At 61.8% G+C, this 21,418-nt stretch carries 17 protein-coding genes; 12 read left to right on the forward strand and 5 right to left on the reverse strand.

Features of this window, described 5'->3' with window-relative positions; all coding sequences use genetic code 11:
• Nucleotides 1-134: 134 nt before the first annotated feature.
• From ACLEJQ_RS06905 to fabI, 6 genes are read left to right on the forward strand one after another with little or no spacing between them, the layout of a single operon-like run.
• Nucleotides 135-1,967 (forward strand): extracellular solute-binding protein, encoded by a 1,833-nt coding sequence (locus tag ACLEJQ_RS06905; protein WP_440793417.1) that lies wholly within the window; start codon nucleotides 135-137, stop codon nucleotides 1,965-1,967.
• Nucleotides 1,964-3,817 (forward strand): extracellular solute-binding protein, encoded by a 1,854-nt coding sequence (locus ACLEJQ_RS06910; protein WP_440793419.1) that lies wholly within the window; start codon nucleotides 1,964-1,966, stop codon nucleotides 3,815-3,817. The genes ACLEJQ_RS06905 and ACLEJQ_RS06910 overlap by 4 nt, the downstream gene beginning before the upstream one ends.
• A 4-nt stretch (nucleotides 3,818-3,821) precedes the next feature.
• The gene (locus tag ACLEJQ_RS06915; RefSeq protein WP_440793421.1) at nucleotides 3,822-4,895 is read left to right on the forward strand and encodes a microcin C ABC transporter permease YejB; all 1,074 of its coding nucleotides are present in this window, start codon (nucleotides 3,822-3,824) and stop codon (nucleotides 4,893-4,895) included.
• Nucleotide 4,896: 1 nt separating this feature from the next.
• Complete coding sequence (locus ACLEJQ_RS06920) at nucleotides 4,897-5,916, forward strand: ABC transporter permease (RefSeq protein ID WP_440793423.1); 1,020 nt, start codon at nucleotides 4,897-4,899, stop codon at nucleotides 5,914-5,916.
• A gap of 1 nt (nucleotide 5,917) precedes the next feature.
• The gene (locus ACLEJQ_RS06925; RefSeq protein WP_440793425.1) at nucleotides 5,918-7,528 is read left to right on the forward strand and encodes an ABC transporter ATP-binding protein; all 1,611 of its coding nucleotides are present in this window, start codon (nucleotides 5,918-5,920) and stop codon (nucleotides 7,526-7,528) included.
• A 19-nt stretch (nucleotides 7,529-7,547) separates the two neighbouring features.
• The gene (gene fabI, locus ACLEJQ_RS06930) at nucleotides 7,548-8,342 is read left to right on the forward strand and encodes an enoyl-ACP reductase FabI (protein WP_440793427.1); all 795 of its coding nucleotides are present in this window, start codon (nucleotides 7,548-7,550) and stop codon (nucleotides 8,340-8,342) included.
• Nucleotides 8,343-8,784: 442 nt separating this feature from the next.
• Here fabI and ACLEJQ_RS06935 read toward each other — a convergent pair whose 3' ends face one another.
• On the reverse strand, nucleotides 8,785-9,747 hold the full coding sequence (locus ACLEJQ_RS06935) for a diguanylate cyclase (RefSeq protein WP_440793429.1): 963 nt from the start codon (nucleotides 9,745-9,747) through the stop codon (nucleotides 8,785-8,787).
• A gap of 132 nt (nucleotides 9,748-9,879) precedes the next feature.
• On the opposite strand from ACLEJQ_RS06935, the gene ACLEJQ_RS06940 reads away from it, so the two are divergent.
• Nucleotides 9,880-10,704, forward strand: a complete 825-nt coding sequence (locus ACLEJQ_RS06940) for an AraC family transcriptional regulator (RefSeq protein WP_440793432.1) — start codon at nucleotides 9,880-9,882, stop codon at nucleotides 10,702-10,704.
• 156 nt (nucleotides 10,705-10,860) lie between these two features.
• Here the strand turns inward: ACLEJQ_RS06940 and ACLEJQ_RS06945 are convergent, their stop codons facing one another.
• Complete coding sequence (locus tag ACLEJQ_RS06945; protein ID WP_440793434.1) at nucleotides 10,861-11,448, reverse strand: LysE family translocator; 588 nt, start codon at nucleotides 11,446-11,448, stop codon at nucleotides 10,861-10,863.
• A gap of 260 nt (nucleotides 11,449-11,708) precedes the next feature.
• Here ACLEJQ_RS06945 and ACLEJQ_RS06950 point away from each other — a divergent pair, with 260 nt between their 5' ends.
• The 3 genes from ACLEJQ_RS06950 to ACLEJQ_RS06960 all read left to right on the forward strand — a co-directional run bounded on the left by ACLEJQ_RS06950 (nucleotide 11,709) and on the right by ACLEJQ_RS06960 (nucleotide 14,153).
• Nucleotides 11,709-12,791 carry a bifunctional transcriptional activator/DNA repair enzyme AdaA gene (locus ACLEJQ_RS06950; RefSeq protein WP_440793436.1) on the forward strand — a complete coding sequence of 361 codons (1,083 nt, stop codon included), beginning with the start codon at nucleotides 11,709-11,711 and terminating at the stop codon, nucleotides 12,789-12,791.
• 23 nt (nucleotides 12,792-12,814) lie between these two features.
• Nucleotides 12,815-13,441, forward strand: a complete 627-nt coding sequence (locus ACLEJQ_RS06955) for a DNA-3-methyladenine glycosylase family protein (protein ID WP_440793438.1) — start codon at nucleotides 12,815-12,817, stop codon at nucleotides 13,439-13,441.
• Between the two features lie 223 nt (nucleotides 13,442-13,664).
• Nucleotides 13,665-14,153: a GFA family protein gene (locus tag ACLEJQ_RS06960; RefSeq protein ID WP_440793440.1), complete on the forward strand. Its 489-nt coding sequence runs from the start codon at nucleotides 13,665-13,667 to the stop codon at nucleotides 14,151-14,153.
• A 90-nt stretch (nucleotides 14,154-14,243) separates the two neighbouring features.
• Here ACLEJQ_RS06960 and ACLEJQ_RS06965 read toward each other — a convergent pair whose 3' ends face one another.
• Complete coding sequence (locus ACLEJQ_RS06965; RefSeq protein ID WP_440793442.1) at nucleotides 14,244-14,849, reverse strand: tRNA-(ms[2]io[6]A)-hydroxylase; 606 nt, start codon at nucleotides 14,847-14,849, stop codon at nucleotides 14,244-14,246.
• 178 nt (nucleotides 14,850-15,027) lie between these two features.
• On the opposite strand from ACLEJQ_RS06965, the gene ACLEJQ_RS06970 reads away from it, so the two are divergent.
• Nucleotides 15,028-15,891: a universal stress protein gene (locus ACLEJQ_RS06970; protein ID WP_440793444.1), complete on the forward strand. Its 864-nt coding sequence runs from the start codon at nucleotides 15,028-15,030 to the stop codon at nucleotides 15,889-15,891.
• 169 nt (nucleotides 15,892-16,060) lie between these two features.
• Here the strand turns inward: ACLEJQ_RS06970 and ACLEJQ_RS06975 are convergent, their stop codons facing one another.
• On the reverse strand, nucleotides 16,061-16,531 hold the full coding sequence (locus tag ACLEJQ_RS06975) for a DUF1289 domain-containing protein (protein ID WP_440793446.1): 471 nt from the start codon (nucleotides 16,529-16,531) through the stop codon (nucleotides 16,061-16,063).
• A 407-nt stretch (nucleotides 16,532-16,938) separates the two neighbouring features.
• On the opposite strand from ACLEJQ_RS06975, the gene acnB reads away from it, so the two are divergent.
• The gene (gene acnB, locus ACLEJQ_RS06980; protein WP_440793547.1) at nucleotides 16,939-19,539 is read left to right on the forward strand and encodes a bifunctional aconitate hydratase 2/2-methylisocitrate dehydratase; all 2,601 of its coding nucleotides are present in this window, start codon (nucleotides 16,939-16,941) and stop codon (nucleotides 19,537-19,539) included.
• A 259-nt stretch (nucleotides 19,540-19,798) separates the two neighbouring features.
• On the opposite strand, the gene ACLEJQ_RS06985 is transcribed toward acnB, so the two are convergent.
• A complete protein-coding gene (locus tag ACLEJQ_RS06985) occupies nucleotides 19,799-21,079 on the reverse strand; it encodes a serine/threonine transporter (protein ID WP_440793448.1) in 1,281 nt (426 codons plus the stop codon).
• Nucleotides 21,080-21,418 lie beyond the last annotated feature (339 nt).

A 21,418-nucleotide genomic window follows, 5' to 3' on the forward strand; every position in this document is an offset into this window, starting at 1 on the left:
GCTCCCTCGCCACAGCTCCGGTGCCCGGCGGTGCCGTTCAACTGACGCCCCTCCACCCCCGCCTTTTTCCTGCCGATACAAGCTGTTACTGTACAGGCCATAAAAGCCCAAGCCGCCTGGATCGGATCTCAGACTTGATACGTCCCCTCCTCCTGTTCCTGATCAGCCTGGCCTTGAGCTATCCCGCCAGCGCAACCATCAGCGAAAGCCATGGCTACGCGCAGTTCGGTACGCTCAAGTACCCGGCCAGATTTACCCACTTCGACTGGGTCAACCCGCAGGCGCCCAAGGGCGGTACCTTGCGGGTCATGGCATTTGGCACCTTCGATACGCTCAATCCCTATACCTTCAAGGGCAGCAGCCCGGTATCCACACCGAACTTCCTGCAATATGGCATCAACGAGCTGAACGAACCGCTGATGGTCGGCACCGGCCAGTATGCGCCGTCCGGTGACGAGCCGACGTCGAGCTACGGCCTGATCGCCCGGTCGGTGGAGTACAGCGAGGATCGCAGTTGGGTGGTATTCAATCTGCGGCCCGAGGCACGGTTCCATGATGGCGTACCGATTACCGCGTACGACGTGGCCTTCTCCTACCGCACGCTGCTCAAGGAAGGCCATCCGCAATACCGCACCAACCTGCAGGAGGTGCTACGGGTCGACATCCTCAACCCGCTGAAAATCCGTTTTGTCTTCAAGCGCGCCGGCAACCCGCTGCTGATCCTGCGCCTGGGTGAGTTGCCGGTGCTGCCCCAACACTATTGGAAAGACCGCGACTTCAAGGCCACCACCTTCGAGCGGCCCCTGGGCAGTGGTCCGTACCGCATCACCAAGGTGCAACCGGGGCGCCAGCTGGTGTTCGAACGGGTCAAGGATTACTGGGGCAAGGACCTGCCGGTCAATCGCGGCAAATACAACGTCGACCGCATGGAGGTTGAGTTCTACCGCGACAGCGACGTCGCGTTCGAAGCCTTCAAGGCCGGTGAGTTCGACATCTACATCGAGCATCAGGCCAAGAACTGGGCCAACGGCTATGACTTCCCGGCGGTCCAGCGCGGCGATGTGATCAAGGCGCAGATTCCCCATCAGATCCCGACCCAGACCCAGGGCCTGTTCATGAACACCCGGCGCAATACCTTTGCCAACGTCAAGGTGCGAGAAGCCCTGGGGCTGATGTTCGATTTCGAGTGGACCAACCGCACGCTGTTCAGCAGTGCCTACAAACGCACCCTCAGTTACTACCCCAACAGCGAGTTCTCCGCCACTGGCGTTCCCGTGGGGCATGAATGGCTACTGCTCAAGCCCTACCGCGAGCAACTGCCGCCGCGCCTGCTCACCGAGCCCTTCGGGCTGCCCCAGACCGAGGGGCGCGGCATTCCGCGGGAAACCTTGCGCAAGGCGCTGGGACTATTGAAGGAGGCCGGCTGGACTCTCAACGGGCAGCGCCTGCTGAACGCGAACAGCCAGCCCCTGAATTTCGAGATCCTGCTGGTGAACCCGAACCTGGAGCGGATCCTGCAACCCTACGTCGAGAACCTCGCCAGCATCGGCATCCAGGCCCGACTGCGCACCGTGGATCGGGCCCAGTACAAACAGCGGCTGGACCAGTTCGACTTCGACATGATTCTGTTGACCTTGAACCAGACCCTCAGCCCGGGCCTTGAACAATGGCAGTACTTTCACTCCAGCCAAGTCGGGGTCAAGGGCAGCAAGAACTACGCCGGGATCGCCAACCCGGTGGTCGATCACCTTCTGGAAAAACTCCTGGCCGCCCAGACCCGCGACGAACAGGTCGCCGCCGGCAAGGCCCTGGACCGCGTGCTGCTGTGGCAGCACTACTGCATTCCCAACTGGTATATCAACTATCATCGCCTCGCGTACCGTAACCGGTTCGCCTTCGTCACCACGCCGCCCTATACCTTGGGCCTGAGCGCGTGGTGGCTGAAATCTTCGGAGAAAGATCAATGAAGCCTTTTCGCGCCCTGCTTCTACAGGCCGGCGGCCTGCTGTTCGCCGGGCTGGCCTGTGCCGCGCCGCAGCACGCCGTGACGCTGTACAACGAACCGCCGAAGTACCCGGCCGACTTCAAACACTTCGACTACGTGAACCCCGACGCGCCCAAGGGCGGGATCTTCCGCCAGGGCGGTTTTGGCGGCTTCGACAGCCTCAACCCATTCATCAGCAAAGGTGTGCCGGCCGATGACATCGGCCTGATCTACGACACCCTGGCCAAGCAAGGCCTGGACGAACCCTTCACCGAGTACGGCCTGGTCGCCGAAAAAATCGAAAAGGCCCCGGACAACGCCTGGGTGCGCTTCTACCTGCGGCCCGAAGCACGCTTCAACGACGGTCATCCGGTGCGCGCCGAAGACGTGGTTTTCAGCTTCCAGACGCTGACCAAGGACGGCGCGCCGATGTTTCGCGGCTACTACAACGACGTCGCCGAGGTCATTGCCGAAGACCCGCTCAAGGTGCTGTTCAAGTTCAAGCATACGAACAACCGTGAACTGCCGCTGATCCTTGGCCAACTGCCGGTATTGCCCAAGCACTGGTGGGCGGATCGCGATTTCAACAAGGGCAATCTGGAAATCCCTTTGGGCAGCGGCCCGTACCGGGTGGCCGAAGTGAAGGCCGGGCGCTCGATCCGTTATGAACGCGTGAAGGACTACTGGGGCAAGGACTTGCCGGTCAACCGCGGCTTCTACAACTTCGACGTGCTGACCACCGATTACTACCGCGACAACACCGTCGCGGTCGAAGCCCTGAAAGCCGGGCAGTTCGATTTCTGGCTGGAGATGACCGCCAAGAACTGGGCCAACGCCTACAACATCCCCGCCGTCACGGAAGGCCGGCTGATCAAGGAGCAGATCCCCAACGGCAACCCCACCGGCATGCAGGGCTTTGTCTTCAACCTGCGCCGCCCGGTGTTCCAGGACGTGCGGGTGCGCAAGGCCCTGAGCCTGCTGCTGGACTTCGAGTGGACCAACAAGCAACTGTTCAACAGTGCCTATGCACGCACCCGCAGTTATTTTGAAAACTCGGAAATGGCGGCCACCGGCCTGCCCGGCGAAGACGAATTGAAGATTCTCGAACCGCTGCGCGGCAAAATTCCCGAGCAGGTCTTCACCGAGGCGTTCCAACCGTCGGTGTGTGATGGCAGCGGCATGATCCGCGACCAGCAGCGCAAGGCCTACCAACTGCTGCAGGAAGCCGGCTGGCGCATCGTCGACGACAAGATGGTCGACGCCCAGGGCAAGCCGGTAGTGCTGGAGTTCCTGCTGGCCCAGACCGAGTTCGAACGGGTGCTGCTGCCGTTCAAGCGCAACCTGAGCGACCTGGGCATCGACCTGGTGATCCGCCGGGTGGACGTGTCCCAATACATCAACCGCGTGCGCTCGCGGGATTTCGACCTGGTGGTGGGCAGCTTCCCGCAGTCCAGCTCACCGGGCAACGAACAGCGTGAATTCTGGATGTCGGCCGCCGCCGACAAGCCCGGCAGCCGCAATACGATGGGCCTGAAGGATCCGGCGGTGGACCAACTGGTGGAGCAACTGATCAATGCCGATTCGCGCAAGAGCCTGGTGGCCCATGCCCGGGCGCTGGACCGGGTGCTGCAATGGGGCTACTACGTGATCCCCAACTGGCACATCAAGACCTGGCGCGTGGCTTACTGGAACCACATCGGTCATCCGAAAGTCACGCCGACCTATGACATCGGCACCACCACCTGGTGGGTCAAGCCGGACACCAAGCCTGCCGAAGAAGTGGAACAAGTGATCGAAAAACAGAACAACGCTGCTCCGGCGAGCGTGGAGTAAACCGATGCTGGCTTACATTATCCGGCGACTGCTGCTGATCGTTCCGACCCTGTTCGGCATCCTGGTGATCAACTTCCTGATCATCCAGGCCGCGCCCGGTGGACCGGTCGAACAGATGATTGCCAAGCTCGAAGGGTTCGAAGGCGCCACCAGCCGTATCGCCGGCGGCGGTGCGGAAGTCTCGGTAGCCGGTTCCTCCTACCGTGGCGCGCAGGGTCTGGACCCGGCGCTGGTCAAGGAAATCGAACGGATGTACGGCTTCGACAAGCCGGCCCCTGAACGCCTGTGGATCATGATCAAGAATTATGCCCACCTGGATTTCGGCGACAGCTTCTTCCGCGACGCCAAGGTCATCGACCTGATCAAAGAAAAGATGCCGGTGTCGATCTCCCTCGGGCTGTGGAGCACGCTGATCATGTACCTGGTGTCGATCCCGCTGGGGATCGCCAAGGCCACGCGCCACGGTAGTCACTTCGACGTCTGGACCAGTTCGGCGATCATCGTGGGTTATGCGATCCCCTCGTTCCTGTTCGCCATTCTGCTGATCGTGGTATTTGCCGGCGGCAGTTACTTCGACTGGTTCCCGTTGCGCGGGCTGACCTCCAACAACTTCGATGAACTGTCGCTGGGCGGCAAGATCCTCGATTATTTCTGGCACTTGGCGCTGCCCGTGACCGCCCTGGTGATCGGTAACTTCGCGACCATGACCCTGTTGACCAAAAACAGCTTCCTCGACGAAATCAACAAGCAGTACGTCGTTACCGCCAAGGCCAAGGGCCTGACCCGCCGCCGAGTGCTCTATGGCCATGTGTTCCGCAATGCCATGCTGCTGGTAATCGCCGGCTTCCCTTCGGCGTTCATCGGGATTTTCTTTACCGGATCCTTGCTGGTGGAAGTGATCTTCTCCCTTGACGGCCTGGGGCTGATGAGTTTCGAAGCGGCCATCAACCGTGACTACCCGGTGGTCTTCGGCACGCTGTTCATCTTTACCTTGCTGGGGTTGGTGGTGAAGCTGATCGGTGACCTGACCTACACCTTCGTCGATCCACGCATCGACTTCGAAAGCCGGGAGCACTGAGATGAACCTGTCCCCGCTCAATCGTCGGCGCTTCGAACTGTTCAAGGCCAACAAGCGTGGCTGGTGGTCGCTGTGGCTGTTCCTGATCCTGTTCGGGCTGAGCCTGGGCGCCGAACTGATCGCCAACGACAAGCCACTGGTGGTGCACTACGACAATGGCTGGTACTTTCCGGCCCTCAAGCGCTACCCGGAAACCACCTTCGGCGGCGAATTTCCTCTGGAAGCCAACTACAAGAGCCCGTACATCCGTGAACTACTGGCCGCCAAGGACGCCTGGGTGTTGTGGGCGCCGATCCCGTTCAGCTACCAGAGCATCAATTACGACCTGAAGGTCCCGGCCCCGGCACCACCTTCGGCGATGAACTGGCTGGGCACCGACGACCAGGGCCGCGACGTGCTGGCCCGGGTGATCTATGGCTTCCGCATCTCGGTGCTGTTCGCCCTGACACTGACGCTGCTCAGTTCGATCATCGGCGTGATCGCCGGCGCGTTGCAGGGCTTCTATGGCGGCTGGGTGGATCTGGCCGGCCAGCGTTTCCTGGAGATCTGGTCGGGGCTGCCGGTGCTCTACCTGCTGATCATCCTCGCCAGTTTCGTGCAGCCGAACTTCTGGTGGCTGCTGGGCATCATGCTGCTGTTTTCCTGGATGAGCCTGGTGGACGTGGTCCGCGCCGAGTTCCTGCGCGGGCGCAACCTGGAGTACGTGCGCGCCGCACGGGCGCTGGGCATGCAGAACGGCGCGATCATGTTCCGCCACATCCTGCCCAACGCCATGGTGTCGACCCTGACCTTCATGCCGTTCATCCTCACGGGCGCCATCGGCACCCTCACCGCCCTGGACTTCCTCGGCTTCGGCCTGCCACCCGGCGCGCCGTCCCTGGGCGAGCTGGTGGCCCAGGGCAAATCCAATCTCCAGGCGCCGTGGCTGGGCATCAGTGCATTCGCCGTGCTGGCCCTGATGCTGAGCCTGCTGGTGTTCATCGGCGAGTCCGCTCGCGATGCCTTCGATCCGAGGAAGTGAAATGAACCAGGATAATCTGATCGAAGTCCGCGACCTGGCGGTGGAATTCATTGTCGGCGAACGGCGCCAACGGGTGGTCGAAGGCGTCAGTTTCGACATCAAGCGCGGCGAAACCCTGGCCTTGGTGGGGGAAAGCGGCTCGGGCAAATCGGTCACCGCCCACTCGATCCTGCGCTTGCTGCCCTACCCGCTGGCCCATCATCCCAGCGGAAGCATCCAGTACGCCGGCCAGGATCTGCTGGGGCTGAAGGAGAAAACCATCCGCCACATCCGCGGCAACCGGATCGCGATGATTTTCCAGGAGCCGATGACCTCGCTCAATCCACTGCATTGCATTGAAAAGCAGATCAATGAAGTGCTTGGCATCCACAAGGGCCTGACCGGCAAGGTCGCGACCCGTCGCACCCTCGAATTGCTGGAGCTGGTGGGCATCCCTGAGCCGCACAAACGCCTCAAGGCGCTGCCCCACGAGCTGTCTGGCGGCCAGCGCCAACGGGTGATGATCGCCATGGCCCTGGCCAACGAGCCGGAACTGCTGATCGCCGACGAGCCGACCACGGCCCTGGACGTCACCGTCCAGCTGAAAATCCTCGAATTGCTCAAGCAATTGCAGGCACGATTGGGCATGTCGTTGCTGCTGATCAGCCACGATTTGAACCTGGTGCGAAGAATTGCGCATCGCGTATGTGTCATGCAGCGCGGTTGCATCGTCGAACAGGCATCGTGCGAACAATTGTTCCGCGCACCGCAGCATCCGTACACTCGGGAACTGCTGGGCGCCGAGCCCAGCGGCACCCCGGCAGACAATGTGATCGGGCCGCCATTGCTGGAGGTCGAGGACCTGAAAGTCTGGTTTCCGGTCAAGAAAGGCCTGTTCAAACGCACGGTAGACTACATCAAGGCCGTGGACGGTATCCGCTTCAGCCTGCCCCAGGGCCAGACCCTGGGCATCGTCGGCGAGAGCGGTTCCGGCAAGTCGACCCTGGGGCTGGCGATCCTGCGGTTGATCGGCAGCCAGGGCGCGATCCGCTTCGAGGGCCAGGCGCTGGACGGCCTGACGCAGCAACAGGTCCGACCACTGCGCCGGGAAATGCAAGTGGTGTTTCAAGATCCGTTTGGCAGCCTGAGCCCACGGATGTGCGTGAGCCAGATTGTCGGCGAAGGCCTGCGGATCCACGGGATCGGCACCGAAGCCGAGCGGGAACAAGCGATTATCGAGGCACTGAAGGAGGTAGGCCTGGATCCGGAAACCCGGAACCGCTACCCCCATGAATTTTCCGGAGGGCAACGGCAGCGTATCGCCATTGCCCGGGCCCTGGTGCTCAAGCCGGCGTTGATTCTGCTGGACGAACCGACGTCGGCCCTGGACCGTACCGTGCAACGCCAGGTGGTGGAGCTGTTACGGTCGCTGCAAACCAAGTACAACCTGACGTATCTGTTTATCAGCCATGACCTGGCTGTCGTCAAAGCGCTGAGCCACCAACTGATGGTGGTCAAGCATGGCCAAGTGGTCGAACAAGGTGATGCCCGCGGCATATTCGCCGCGCCGCAGCACCCCTATACACAGCAGTTGCTGGAGGCCGCCTTCCTGGCCCCAACGACTGCCGAATAACCTGAAAGAGGAGCAACACATGGGTTTTCTCGCCGGTAAGCGCGTACTGATCGTCGGTGTCGCCAGCAAGCTGTCCATCGCATCCGGCATCGCTGCCGCCATGCATCGCGAGGGCGCTGAGCTTGCCTTCACTTATCAGAACGACAAACTCAAGGGTCGTGTCGAAGAGTTCGCGCAAGGCTGGGGTTCGAGCCCTGAGCTGTGCTTCCCGTGCGACGTGGCCAGCGATGAAGAAATCGCCAAGGTCTTCGAAGAACTGAGCAAGAAGTGGGATGGCCTGGACTGCATCGTGCACTCCGTGGGCTTCGCCCCGGGCGACCAACTGGACGGCGACTTCACCGAAGCCACCACCCGTGAAGGTTTCCGCATCGCCCATGACATCAGCGCCTACAGCTTCGTGGCGCTGGCCAAGGCCGGTCGCGAAATGATGAAAGGCCGCAACGGCAGCCTGCTGACCCTGTCGTACCTGGGCGCCGAGCGCACCATGCCGAACTACAACGTGATGGGCATGGCCAAGGCCTCCCTGGAAGCCGGCGTACGCTACCTGGCCGGCTCCCTGGGCCCGGAAGGCACTCGCGTCAACGCCGTATCGGCAGGTCCGATCCGCACCCTCGCCGCTTCCGGCATCAAGAACTTCCGCAAGATGCTGGCCGCCAACGAGGCGCAAACCCCACTGCGTCGCAACGTCACCATCGAAGAAGTCGGCAACGCCGGCGCCTTCCTGTGCTCCGACCTGGCGTCGGGCATCAGCGGTGAAATCATGTACGTGGACGGCGGCTTCAACACCACCGCCATGGGCAACATGGAAGAGTAATCTTCAGCGCACCGCTGCGTAGAAACGCCGCTTGACCTGGACAGGGCAAGCGGCGTTTTTATGCCTGATTATTTGACTACATCGCAGATTCCCTGTGGGAGCGAGCCTGCTCGCGATAGCGGTGTGTCAGCCAGCAAAAATGTTGAATGTGCCTCAGCCTTCGCGGGCAAGCCCGCTCCCACAGGGATTTTGTTTGGCTGAAAATTGTGCGCACGCCTCAGATCCTGTGGGAGCGAGCTTGCTCGCGATAGCGGTGTGTCAGTCAGCAAAAATGTTGAATGTGCCTCAGCCTTCGCGGGCAAGCCCGCTCCCACAGGGGATTTTGTTTGGCTGAAAATTGTGCGCACGCCTCAGATCCTGTGGGAGCGAGCTTGCTCGCGATAGCGGTGGATCGGCTTGCATCGATCTGAATATGCCGCCGTCGTGGGCACGCCCCACTTTTTTACCGGCGTGCCGCCTGCTTTTGTGCATACATCGCCGCATCTGCATCGGCCAGAAGGTTGTCGATGGACTCATGGTGCGATGGGTCGTATTCGATCTGGCCCACGCTGAAGCGGATGTCATAGCCGCGCTGCAACGTTGCGTTGCGCTCGTCGAGGATTTCTCGCAGGCGGGCCATGATCGCCGTCGTCTCCACATGAGACGACCCCGTGAGCAGCGCCACGAACTCATCGCCGCCCAAGCGGCCAATTACGTCGCTTTCGCGAAAAGCGATGCGCAGCACGTCGGCGAAAGTTTTCAGCGCCGCATCGCCTTCGGCGTGGCCGAACCTGTCGTTGATGGGCTTGAAATCATTGAGATCGAAAAACAGCAGCGTCGCCGGGCGGGACAAGCGTGTGCACACGTTCAGCGCATGTTGGGCCAGCGTCCTGAAGCCGCGCCGATTGGACAGCAGAGTCAGTTCGTCCATGCTCGCCATCTGCACCGCGATCATTTCCTCCTCGGCCATGCGCGCCAGGTCGCGCAGCAGTTCGCGTTCCTCGTCGTCAAGTTTGCGCGGCCGGGTATCGATCAGGCACAGCGTTCCGAGTTTGCTGCCGTCAGCGAGCCCCAACGGCTGCCCGGCATAGAAGCGGATACCAGGACTGTCCGTGACAAACGGGTTGTCGTGAAACCGCTCATCCTGCCGAGCGTCGCACACTTCCATGATCTGGTCCTGCAGGATGGCATGCCCACAGAATGAAACATCGCGCCCGGATTCGCTGGCGTCCAGGCCCGCGTTGGACTTGAACCACTGACGGTTGGCGTCCACCAGGGTCACCAATGCAATCGGCACATTGAACAGACGCCGGGCAAGCCGCGTCAGGCGGTCGAACCGTTCTTCGGGCGCGGTATCGAGCAGCTTGAGCGAGTGCAGGCTGTTGAGCCGAGTGGCTTCATTTTCAGGTTTACCAGGCGCGAGCATCGACAACTCCTGTGAGGGCGGACTGCTGGAGTCTAGTCCAGACCCGTCGCACTTCAAACGACAAAATCCAACGGGCATTTGCCGACGAGGGCTAATACACTGGAGCACGATCCAAGACGAGGACCTTGACCGATGAAGCACGCCTCCCATGACGCTGCCCCACGTTTCTGGCGCGACGCGGCCCTGCCCTTCATCGAGGCCCGGGCAATCGCCGACGGGCGCAAAGTCTGCTATGGGCGCCACGCCCATGATCACTTCTCCATCGGGGCGATCACCGCCGGGCGCAGCACTTATGTCCACGAGCGTTCCCACTTCCAGGTCGAGGCCGGCACAGTGGTGCTGATGAACCCCGGCGATGTCCATGCCTGCAACCCCATCGACGATCAACCCTGGTCGTACGTGATGCTGTACGTCGATACCCAGTGGCTGCGTGACTTGCAACGCCGTATCGGCTTCGACGAAACCCTGGACTTCCAGGCCTTTGCCACGACCCACAGCCGCGATGCCGAGCTGTTCGGCGCCTTGCAGGAGCTGTATGAACGGCTGGTGGACGAACGGCTCGACCCGCGCCACAAACAGGCCGCCGCCGAGGCGTTTTTCAGCGACCTGCAACAGCGACTCAACCCCGCCGGACGCCCGGACCGGGGCAGCCATCCGGGATTGATGCGGGCCGCGCAGTTCATCCATGACCATTGCACCGAAGCCTTGAAGCTCGAGGACATCTGCGCCGCCGCGCAACTTTCACCGTCGTACCTGAGCCGCGCCTTCAAGCGCCATTACGGCATGACGCCCCACGCCTTCCTGGTCAATCGCCGGATCCAGTTCGCCCGCCACCAACTGCGCGAAGGCAAGCTGATCGCCGACGTGGCGCTGGACAGCGGCTTCGCCGACCAGGCGCATTTCCAGCGGGCGTTCAAGCAGCACCTGGCAGCGACGCCGGGGCAGTATCGCGGCTGACGCAGCGATTTCCGAGCCAGACAGATACCCGTGGCGAGGGAGCTTGCTCCCGCTCGACTGCGAAGCAGGCGCCTGGATTGTAAAGCGGGGGTTGCTTCGCAACCCAGCGGGAGCAAGCTCCCTCGCCACAGAAGCCTCGCCACAGAAGCGGATTTGTCAAGGCAATACCAGATAAACCGCACTCACCACCAACAACGCCGCCATCGCCCGGTTGAACAGGCGCATGGTCGACGGATTACCCAGCCAACTGCGCAGAAAGCTTCCGGCATAGGCCCAGCACCCCACCGAGACATAGCAGATCACCAGATAGATCGCCGCGAACTGCCAGACCAGCCGCGCCTCGCCATCGGCGACGAAGGCGCCCATCCCCGCCACGCAGGCCAGCCAGGCCTTGGGATTGAGCCATTGCATCAGCGCGCCGTAGAACATCGAGGGCGCCCGTCCCTCCTCGCCGCTACCCAGATGGCCGTTGTCCATCGCCAGTTTCCAGGCCATGAACAGCAGAAACCCGACGCCCCCCAGTTGCACCACTCGCGTAAGGCCGGGCCAGCGTTGCAACACTTCATGCAATCCGAGGCCCATCAGCACCAACAGCAGGACAAACCCCAGGGTCGCGCCGCCCACATGGCGCAGCGTCGCGCGAAACCCGTAGCGCGCCCCGGAACTGAGTGCCACGATGTTGACCGGCCCCGGTGTGATCGAGGCGACCAGGGCAAATGCCGCCATGGAAAAAATCAGACTCATTGCATACCTTCTTTCAATGTACGTGAGGTAGCGACCAAGGTAAGTGGCCCGAGGCCGAAGGTATTGAAGAAAACTGCCTACATCAGTGGCAATAAAAGCTTGCTCGCGACGAAGTCATCCGCGCCTCATGTGAACCGCACTGCCTGCATAGCGAGCAAGCTTTGCTCCCACAGGAGGCGGTTCCTCTACAACCGCAGGAAATAAAATTCACTGTCGATTTTCCGGTGGAGCCGTTCCGGCCCCGGCCTTATGCTCGACCCATGAACCTACAAGACTCGCTGCTCCCACCCCACGCCGAGATGGTCCGCGCCATGCTCGAACGAGACACCGCCTACGAGGGGGTGTTCTTCACGGCGGTCAAGACCACCGGTATTTTCTGCCGCCCCAGTTGCACGGCGCGCAAGCCGAAACCGGAGAACGTCGAGTTCTTCGCCCATGCCGATGAAGCCATGTCGGCCGGCTACCGCGCCTGCCTGCGCTGCAAGCCGCTGGACGCCGCCGCCATCGCCCCGGACTGGATCCAGACGCTGCTCAAGGCCGTGGACGCCGAGCCGGAGCAACGCTGGACCGACGCCCTGCTGCTGGAACAAGGCATCGAACCGCTGAAGTTGCGGCGCTGGTTCAAGCAGCATTTCGGCATGACCTTCCATGCGTACTTGCGCACGCGCCGCCTGGGTATCGCCCTGGGCGGCATCAAGCAAGGGAGCTCCATCGACCACGCGGCGTTCGATTCCGGCTACGAATCCCTGAGCGGCTTTCGTGACGCCTTCGTAAAATCGTTCCACATCACCCCAGGCCGGGCCGCCCTCAGCGAACCCTTGCTGTTCACGCGCCTGACCACGCCCCTGGGACCCATGCTGGCCATGGCCGAGCAGCGCGGCCTGGTACTGCTGGAATTTCTCGACCGCCCGGCTCTGACCCGAGAGATCGAAGAGTTGCAGCAGCGCTATGGCTACACCGTCGCACCGGGGCACAACGCGCACTTGCAGCAGATCGAAACCGAGCTGGCAGACTACTTCGCCGGCAAGCTCACCGCGTTCACCGTCCCGCTGCACATGCCCGGCAGTGCCTTTACCGTAAGGGTCTGGGCGCAGTTGCAAGCGATTCCCTATGGCGAAACCCGAAGCTACGGCACGATCGCCAGTGCCCTGGGCAGCCCCGGCGCCAGTCGCGCCGTCGGGCTGGCCAACGGCCAGAATCGCCTGGCGATTGTCGTCCCCTGCCATCGGGTGATCGGTGCCGATGGCGCGCTGACCGGTTATGGTGGCGGGCAACCGCGCAAAGCGTTCTTGTTGCGGCTGGAAAAAGCCGCCGTGCAGGTTTCCCTGCCCCTGGCGTTTTGATCGACCCGCAGAGCGAAGAGCCAATGCCCGTGCCGTACCACGATGCCAGTGTCTTCCTGGCAAGCCTCGATGAAGACTGGCAACGCCACGTCGAAGCGGTCGGCCCGTGCCTGCTGCGACCCAAGCCGGCCCGTGATCCCTACGAAGTGCTGGTGCGCTCCATCGCTTATCAGCAATTGCACGCCAAGGCCGGCGATGCGATTTTCGGCAGGCTATTGGCATTGTTTCCCGAGCAGGACTTTCCCAGGCCGGAACAGATCCTGGCGACGGATTTCGAGTTGTTGCGCGGCTGCGGATTCTCCGCCAGCAAGATTGCAACCATTCAAGGCATCGCCCAAGCGGCGCTGGACGGCGAGGTACAGGACTACGCCAGCGCCCTGGCCATGGAGGATGAGCAGTTGATCGAGCGCCTGGTCACCTTGCGCGGGGTCGGCCGCTGGACGGTGGAGATGCTGTTGATCTACAGCCTGGAACGACCGGACATCTTGCCGGTCGATGATTTTGGCGTACGCGAAGGTTATCGTCGGCTCAAGGGACTGGAGCAGCAGCCCAGCCGCCGGCAGATGATCGATATCGGCCTGGCCTGGAGTCCGCATCGGACGGTGGCGGCGTGGTATCTGTGGCGGGTGCCTGGCCGCGGTATGGCGTGATCGTTCATCGCCCCCTTGCGGAGGTGGCTGTGCCGGCCTCTTCGCGGGCAAGCGCGCTCCCACAGGGGCTTTGTGTCAGGCAGATATTCCGTGCCAGTCAGTGGACGGTGTGGGAGCGGGCTTGCTCGCGAAGCGGCCAGTGCTGTCGCAGATGATTTCACTGACTGCAAACACTGTACGTCCAGGCTCTCCTGAGCCCAACCCTTTCCAACCGGAGGCCCCCATGCACTTAGAAGGATCCTGCCACTGCGGCGCGGTATCGTTCAGCCTCAACTGTGTCCATCCCTACCCTTACCAGCGCTGCTACTGCTCGATCTGTCGCAAGACTCAGGGCGGCGGCGGTTTTGCGATCAACCTCGGGGGCGATGCCACGAGCCTGAAAGTACGCGGTCGCAAGCACATCTCGATCTATCATGCGCGGCTCAAGGAAGAAGGTCAGAAACGCGCCCACCGCAGCAGCGCCGAACGGCATTTCTGTTCAGTGTGCGGCTCGGGGTTGTGGTTGTTCAGCCCCGAATGGCCGGAGCTGATCCACCCATTTGCCTCAGCCATCGACACACCACTGCCGGTACCGCCGGAGCACACCCACCTGATGCTCGGCTCCAAGGCGCCGTGGGTCGAGGTCGAGGCGCATCCGCGTGACCAGCAGTTCGAGGTTTACCCTGAGGAGTCCATTGCTCAGTGGCATGAGCGCCTTGGGTTGACGGCTTGAGGCCCTCATCGCGAGCAGGCTCGCTCCCACAGGGGGAATGCATTTCCATGTGGGAGCGAGCCTGCTCGCGATGCGTCGGCACAGGCACCTCTATACCGCCGGCACCCCACTGTGAAACCGAAACTCCACATCCATCGACTCGATCAACTCACGCTCGGCCTCGCGGACCTTGTCGATCACCTGGGCGATGTCCTTGGAATCGCCGTACTGGTAGGCCAGTTTCAGGTACCCCTGGAAATGCCGGGCCTCGCTTTTCAGCAGGCCGAAATAGAATTTGCCCAGCTCTTCGTCCAGATGCGGCACCAGCGCTTCGAAACGCTCGCAACTGCGGGCCTCGATAAAGGCGCCGACCACCAGGGTGTCCACCAGCTTGACCGGTTCGTGGCTGCGCACCACCTTGCGTAGACCCGAGGCATAGCGCCCGGCCGAGAGCTGGCGCAAGCCGACCTTGCGTTTTTTCATCAGGCGCATGACCTGTTCGTGATGCACCAGTTCTTCCCGGGCCAGGCGCGACATCATGTTGATCAGGTCGACGTGGGAATGGTACTTGGCAATCAGGCTCAGGGCGGTGCTGGCGGCTTTGAACTCACAGTTCTTGTGGTCGATCAGCAGCGTCTCCTGGTCGGCCAGCGCGGCCTGGACCCAGGCATCCGGGGTGCGGCAGCCAAGGAACTCATGGATTTCGGGAAGGATCATCGGGCTCACGGTAAAAGGTAATCGAGCGAAGGGCGCCGATTATACCGGCCTGCCCCGAGACCACCAGCCACCGCTGTTGATATGGGTCAAGTCAACGACTCCCGCACAACCACTAGACTGCTCTACAAGGACTATAGTTGAGCAACGCTCGTGCCCTTTCTCGCTGGAGACGCCGATCATGCAAGCCATTCGCAGCATTCTGGTGGTCATCGAACCCGAACATTCGGAAAGCCTGGCGCTCAAGCGGGCCAAGCTGATCGCCGGTGTGACCCAGGCCCACCTGCACCTGCTGGTGTGCGACAAGCGGCATGACCATGCCAGCCTGCTCAGCGTCCTCAAAAGCGCACTGCAGGCCGACGGCTACAGCGTGACCACCGAGCAGGCCTGGAATGAAAGCCTGTACGAAACCATCATCGGCGTGCAGCAGGCCGAAGGCTGTGGCCTGGTGATCAAGCAGCATTTCCCCGACAGCCCGTTGAAAAAAGCCCTGCTGACGCCGAGCGACTGGAAACTGCTGCGCCATTGCCCGACGCCGGTACTGCTGGTGAAGACCGCCGGCTCATGGAAAGACCGGGTGATCCTGGCAGCGGTCGATGTCGGCAACGCCGACGGCGAGCACCGTCACCTGCACAACACCATCATCGACCACGGCTACGACATCGCCAGCCTGGCAAAAGCCCATCTTCACGTGATCAGCGCCCATCCCTCGCCGATGCTGTCGGCAGCGGACCCGACGTTCCAGCTCAAGGAAACCATCGAGGCCCGCTACCGCGAACAGTGCCGGGCGTTCCAGGCCGAGTTCGACATCGACGACCAGCACCTGCACATCGAAGAGGGCCCGGCGGACGTGCTGATTCCGTTCATCGCCCATAAGCTCCAGGCGGCGGTGACCGTGATCGGCACGGTGGCGCGCTCAGGGTTGTCAGGGGTCTTGATTGGTAACACCGCCGAAGCGGTGCTCGATACGCTGGAAAGCGACGTACTGGTGCTCAAGCCCCAGGAGGTCGAGGATCATCTGGTGGAGTTGGCGGTGAAGGAATAAAGCGGATTCGCTCTTGTGGCGAGGGAGCTTGCTCCCGCCGGGTTGCGAAGCGACCCTCGCTCCTGATCTTAAAAATCTCTGGTCCTGAAAAATCCAGGCGTCTGCTGCGCAGCCGAGCGGGAGCAAGCTCCCTCGCCACAGGGGCTGCAGCAGGTCCTCAACTGCGGGGTCAGCCGCCCATCGCATCCTTCAAAAACCCCGGCGCGATGTAACGCTGGTAATGCGCTTCGGACAGCAGGAAAAATTCCCGATCAATGGCATCGCGCAGGTCCGGCAGTTCCCAGTCGCGAAATTCCGGCAGCAACACCATCCCATAGGCTTCCAGGTTATTGATCACCCGAGCGCCCCGGGCGATCAGCTGATAAGCCCAGCAGTATTCCGATTGATGGGCCACGAAGCGAATCTTGCGTGTCTCCAGTTGCTGGCGCAGCAGCCCAGGGTCGAAAACCTCCAGCTTGGCCACCATCACCTGTACCAACAGCTGTTCCAGCCGCATCCATACCGCCCGCTTCTCGTCCTCGTTGTAGCCATTCCAGTGAATCACTTCATGGTGGAACCGCTTGCAGCCACGGCACACCAGGTCACCGTAGACAGTGGAGCACAGGCCGACGCAGGGGGTCTTGATTAGCTGGTTGGGCATGAGAAAAAACGCACACAAAAGCGAGACAGGCCGGCATGTTAGCCCTTTGTCTAAGATTGATCACCCCTCAAACTGGAGAGCCCAACTTACCTTTAATTTTTTTTTCCCGTAGAATCAGCCAGCCTTTTAAGGCGCCAATGTCCGTTAGAAGCTGTTTTCAAAGCGTCACGAGCACAGTCGTTCCTTCAGAGCGGTGTTGGCGAAGGGTCTTTCCAGCGGGGAAAGCCTGACGCCAACCCTCATCAGCTCCCCGTTCTGCAGGCGTAAAACTTTGAAAGCAGCTTCTGTGAGGAGCTCCGGGAACCCTGGCGTAGTGGCTCAAAAAGCCTCCGACGCGCATGGGTACCGTGAGTTTCTGGATGAGCGTCCCGGACACCCATTTGGGACCACTGATGAGGGTAATAACTGTGCTTGAAGCCTACCGCAAACATATCGAAGAGCGCGCAGCACTGGGTATCGTTCCCCAGCCGCTTAACGCCGAACAAACCGCAGGCCTGGTCGAGCTGCTGAAGAATCCTCCGGCTGGCGAAGAAGCTTTCCTCGTTGACCTGATCACCAATCGCGTTCCGCCTGGAGTCGACGAAGCCGCCTACGTCAAGGCCGGCTTCCTGTCCGCCCTGGCCAAGGGCCAGGCCCAATCCCCTCTGCTGGACAAGAAGCGCGCCGTCGAACTGCTCGGCACCATGCAGGGCGGCTACAACATCGTGACCCTGGTGGAACTGCTGGACGACGCCGAGCTGGCGCCAGTGGCCGCCCAGGAACTCAAGCACACCCTGCTGATGTTCGACGCCTTCCACGACGTGGCTGAAAAAGCCAAGAACGGCAATGTCCACGCCCAGGCCGTGCTGCAATCCTGGGCTGATGGCGAGTGGTTCAAGAAGCGCCCGGTGCTGGCCGACAAGATCAGCCTGCGGGTCTTCAAGGTCCCTGGCGAAACCAACACCGACGACCTGTCCCCTGCCCCGGACGCCTGGTCCCGTCCTGATATCCCGCTGCACGCCCTGGCCATGCTGAAAATGGCCCGCGACGGCATCGTGCCTGACGAACAAGGCAAGACCGGCCCGATGAAGCAGATCGAAGAGATGCGTGGCCAAGGCTTCCCGATTGCCTACGTCGGTGACGTGGTCGGTACCGGTTCGTCGCGTAAGTCGGCGACCAACTCGGTGCTGTGGTTCTTCGGCGACGACATTCCTTACGTGCCGAACAAGCGTGCCGGCGGTTTCTGCTTCGGCAGCAAGATCGCCCCGATCTTCTACAACACCATGGAAGATGCCGGCGCCCTGCCGATCGAGTTCGACGTGTCGAACATGAACATGGGCGACGTGATCGACCTGTACCCGCATGCGGGCAAGGTCTGCAAGCACGGCACCGATGAAGTCCTGACCACCTTCGAAATGAAGACCCCGGTCCTGCTGGACGAAGTCCGTGCCGGCGGCCGTATCCCGCTGATCATCGGCCGTGGCCTGACCGAGAAGGCCCGTGCCGAACTCGGCCTGCCGCCATCGGACCTGTTCAAGAAGCCAGAAGCTCCGGCTGAAAGCACCAAGGGCTACACCCTGGCGCAGAAAATGGTCGGCAAGGCGTGCGGCGTGAAGGGCGTGCGCCCTGGCACCTACTGCGAACCGAAGATGACCACCGTCGGCTCCCAGGACACCACTGGCCCGATGACCCGTGATGAACTCAAGGACCTGGCGTGCCTGGGCTTCTCCGCCGATCTGGTGATGCAGTCCTTCTGCCACACCGCGGCCTATCCAAAGCCGATCGACGTGACCACCCACCACACCCTGCCTGACTTCATCATGACCCGTGGCGGTGTTTCCCTGCGTCCGGGCGACGGCATCATCCACAGCTGGCTGAACCGCATGCTGCTGCCGGACACCGTCGGCACCGGTGGCGACTCCCACACCCGTTTCCCGATCGGTATCTCGTTCCCGGCCGGTTCCGGCCTGGTGGCCTTCGCCGCCGCCACCGGCGTCATGCCGCTGGACATGCCTGAGTCGATCCTGGTGCGTTTCAAGGGCAAGCTGCAACCGGGCGTCACCCTGCGTGACCTGGTGCATGCCATCCCTTACTACGCCATCCAGAAAGGCCTGCTGACCGTCGAGAAGAAAGGCAAGAAGAACGCCTTCTCCGGCCGCATCCTGGAAATCGAAGGCCTGGAGACCCTGACCGTCGAGCAAGCGTTCGAACTGTCCGACGCCTCGGCCGAGCGTTCGGCTGCCGGTTGCACCATCAAGCTGTCCAAGGAATCGATTGCCGAGTACCTGCAATCGAACATCACCCTGCTGCGCTGGATGATCGGCGAAGGCTACGGCGATGCCCGCACCCTGGAGCGTCGTGCCCAGGCGATGGAAGCCTGGCTGGCCAACCCGGAACTGCTGGAAGCCGACCAGGACGCCGAGTACGCCGAAGTCATCGAGATCGACCTGGCCGACGTCAAGGAGCCTGTGCTCTGCGCGCCGAACGACCCGGACGACGCTCGCCTGCTCTCCAGCGTGGCTGGCGAGAAGATCGACGAAGTGTTCATCGGTTCGTGCATGACCAACATCGGTCACTTCCGCGCGGCCGGCAAGCTGCTGGATCAGGTCAAGGGCCAGCTGCCAACCCGCCTGTGGCTGTCGCCGCCGACCAAGATGGACGCTCACCAGCTGACCGAAGAAGGCTACTACGGCATCTACGGCAAGGCCGGTGCACGGATGGAAATGCCAGGCTGCTCGCTGTGCATGGGTAACCAGGCACGCGTCGAGCCGAACTCCACCGTGGTGTCGACTTCGACCCGTAACTTCCCGAACCGTCTGGGCGACGGCGCGAACGTCTACCTGGCCTCGGCCGAACTGGCGTCCGTCGCGTCCATCCTGGGTCGCCTGCCGACCGTCGAGGAGTACATGGAATACGCCGGCAAGATCGACAGCATGGCAGCGGACGTATACCGCTACCTGAGCTTCGACCAGATCGCCGAGTTCCGTGAAGCGGCTGCGAACGCCAACATCCCGGTCGTTCAAGCCTAAGGCTTAGACGCTCGACTAAAAACGCCGCCCTTCTTGCGAGGGGCGGCGTTTTTTTATGCCTGGGATTTGATGCCTCAATCGCTCTTGTGGCGAGGGAGCTTGCTCCCGCTGGGCTGCGCAGCAGCCCCAACCACTGCCTGACACACCTGGTCGTCAGACCCCAGGGCCGCTTCGCGCCCCAGCGGGAGCAAGCTCCCTCGCCACTGGGAATGGTGTCGATTGGCAGATTTGGACACGCCACCCCACCATTGTGGGCCGATCAGGCCGTCAGGGAATAAACCAACGCCGTAATCGCCACCAAACCCACCAACACAACGAAGACATTGGAAGCCTGGCCGCGATAGCGGGCCATGGCCGGGACTTTACGGATCGCGTACATCGGCATCAGGAACAGGATGGCCGCGATGACCGGACCGCCCAGGGTTTCGATCATGCCCAGGATGCTCGGGTTGAGCGTGGCGACGATCCAGCACACCACCAGCATGAACGCCGCGGTAAGGCGGTCCAGGGTCTTGGGCGCTGGACGACGGCCACTCTTGACGATCAACCCTTTGAGGCCTTCGCTGGCGCCGATGTAGTGACCGAGGAAGGACTTGGCAATCGCCACGAAGGCAATCAACGGCGCGGCGAACGCGATGGTCGGGTTGCTGAAGTGGTTGGCCAGGTACGACAGGATCGACAGGTTCTGGGCCTTAGCCTCGACCAACTGTGCCGGGGACAAGGTCAGCACGCAACTGAACACGAAGAACAGCACCATCACCACCATCAGCACATGGGCGCGGGACAGGATCTGCGAGCTGCGTTCCTCGGCGTTGGCACCATAACGGCGCTTCTGATCCACCGCGAAGGCCGAGATGATCGGCGAGTGGTTGAACGAGAACACCATCACCGGGATCGCCAGCCACAGCGTGTGCAGCAAGGCCGAAGGCTCAGGCGCAGTGGTCGCCGTGGTCAGGATGCCGCCGTTCCAATGCGGAATCAGGAACACCGCCAGGAACAGCAGCGCAACGATAAACGGATAGACCATCAGGCTCATGGCCTTGACGATCGCCTGTTCGCCGCAGCGCACCACCGCCAGCAGGCCCAGGATCAGCAGCAATGACAACACCGCCCGTGGTGGCGGCTGGATATGCAGTTGATGCTCCAGGAAGCTGCCCACGGTATTGGTCAGGGCCACACTGTAGATCAACAGGATCGGGAAAATCGCGAAGAAGTACAGCAAGGTGATCAATGCCCCGGCCTTCAGACCGAAATGCTCTTCCACCACCTCGGTGATGTCCGCACCGTCACGCCCGGACAACACAAACCGCGTCAGGCCGCGGTGCGCATAGAACGTCATGGGGAACGCCAGCAACGCCAGGACCAGCAGCGGCCAGAAGCCGCCCAGGCCCGCATTGATCGGTAAAAACAGCGTGCCTGCACCGATGGCGGTGCCGAACAGGCCGAGCATCCAGGTGGTGTCGTGGCGACTCCACTGGCTGAGGGTGGCTGGGACGGTCGTTTCAAAACGCTCTTGGACGCTGTTGGCCTGGTCATTCATCCGGTCGGATCTCCGCTTTCCGGTCACGTGCACCCGGCCAGGACGAGTCGGAAAAGCCCGACAGGCAGCGCCCTGGCCGAAACAGGGCCGCGATTGTCCGGGATTAGCGAGCAGAAGCAAAGACTTAGCGGAGGAGCGGTGGTCATGGGTAGAAAAAGTGTTGAGAACGACATGGCTGGACTATCGCCGTTATTCGCCAACTCTTACACTCAGGACAGCACGCACAGCCCCCCTGTGGGAGCGAGCTTGCTCGCGATGGCGGTGGGTCAGCCAGAATCGATATGACTGACACCGCCATCGCGAGCAGGCTCGCCCCCACAGGATTTGCCCGCAAGATCC

It is taken from the genome of Pseudomonas sp. SMV71 (assembly GCF_052042015.1).
Classification (GTDB): Bacteria; Pseudomonadota; Gammaproteobacteria; order Pseudomonadales; family Pseudomonadaceae; genus Aquipseudomonas.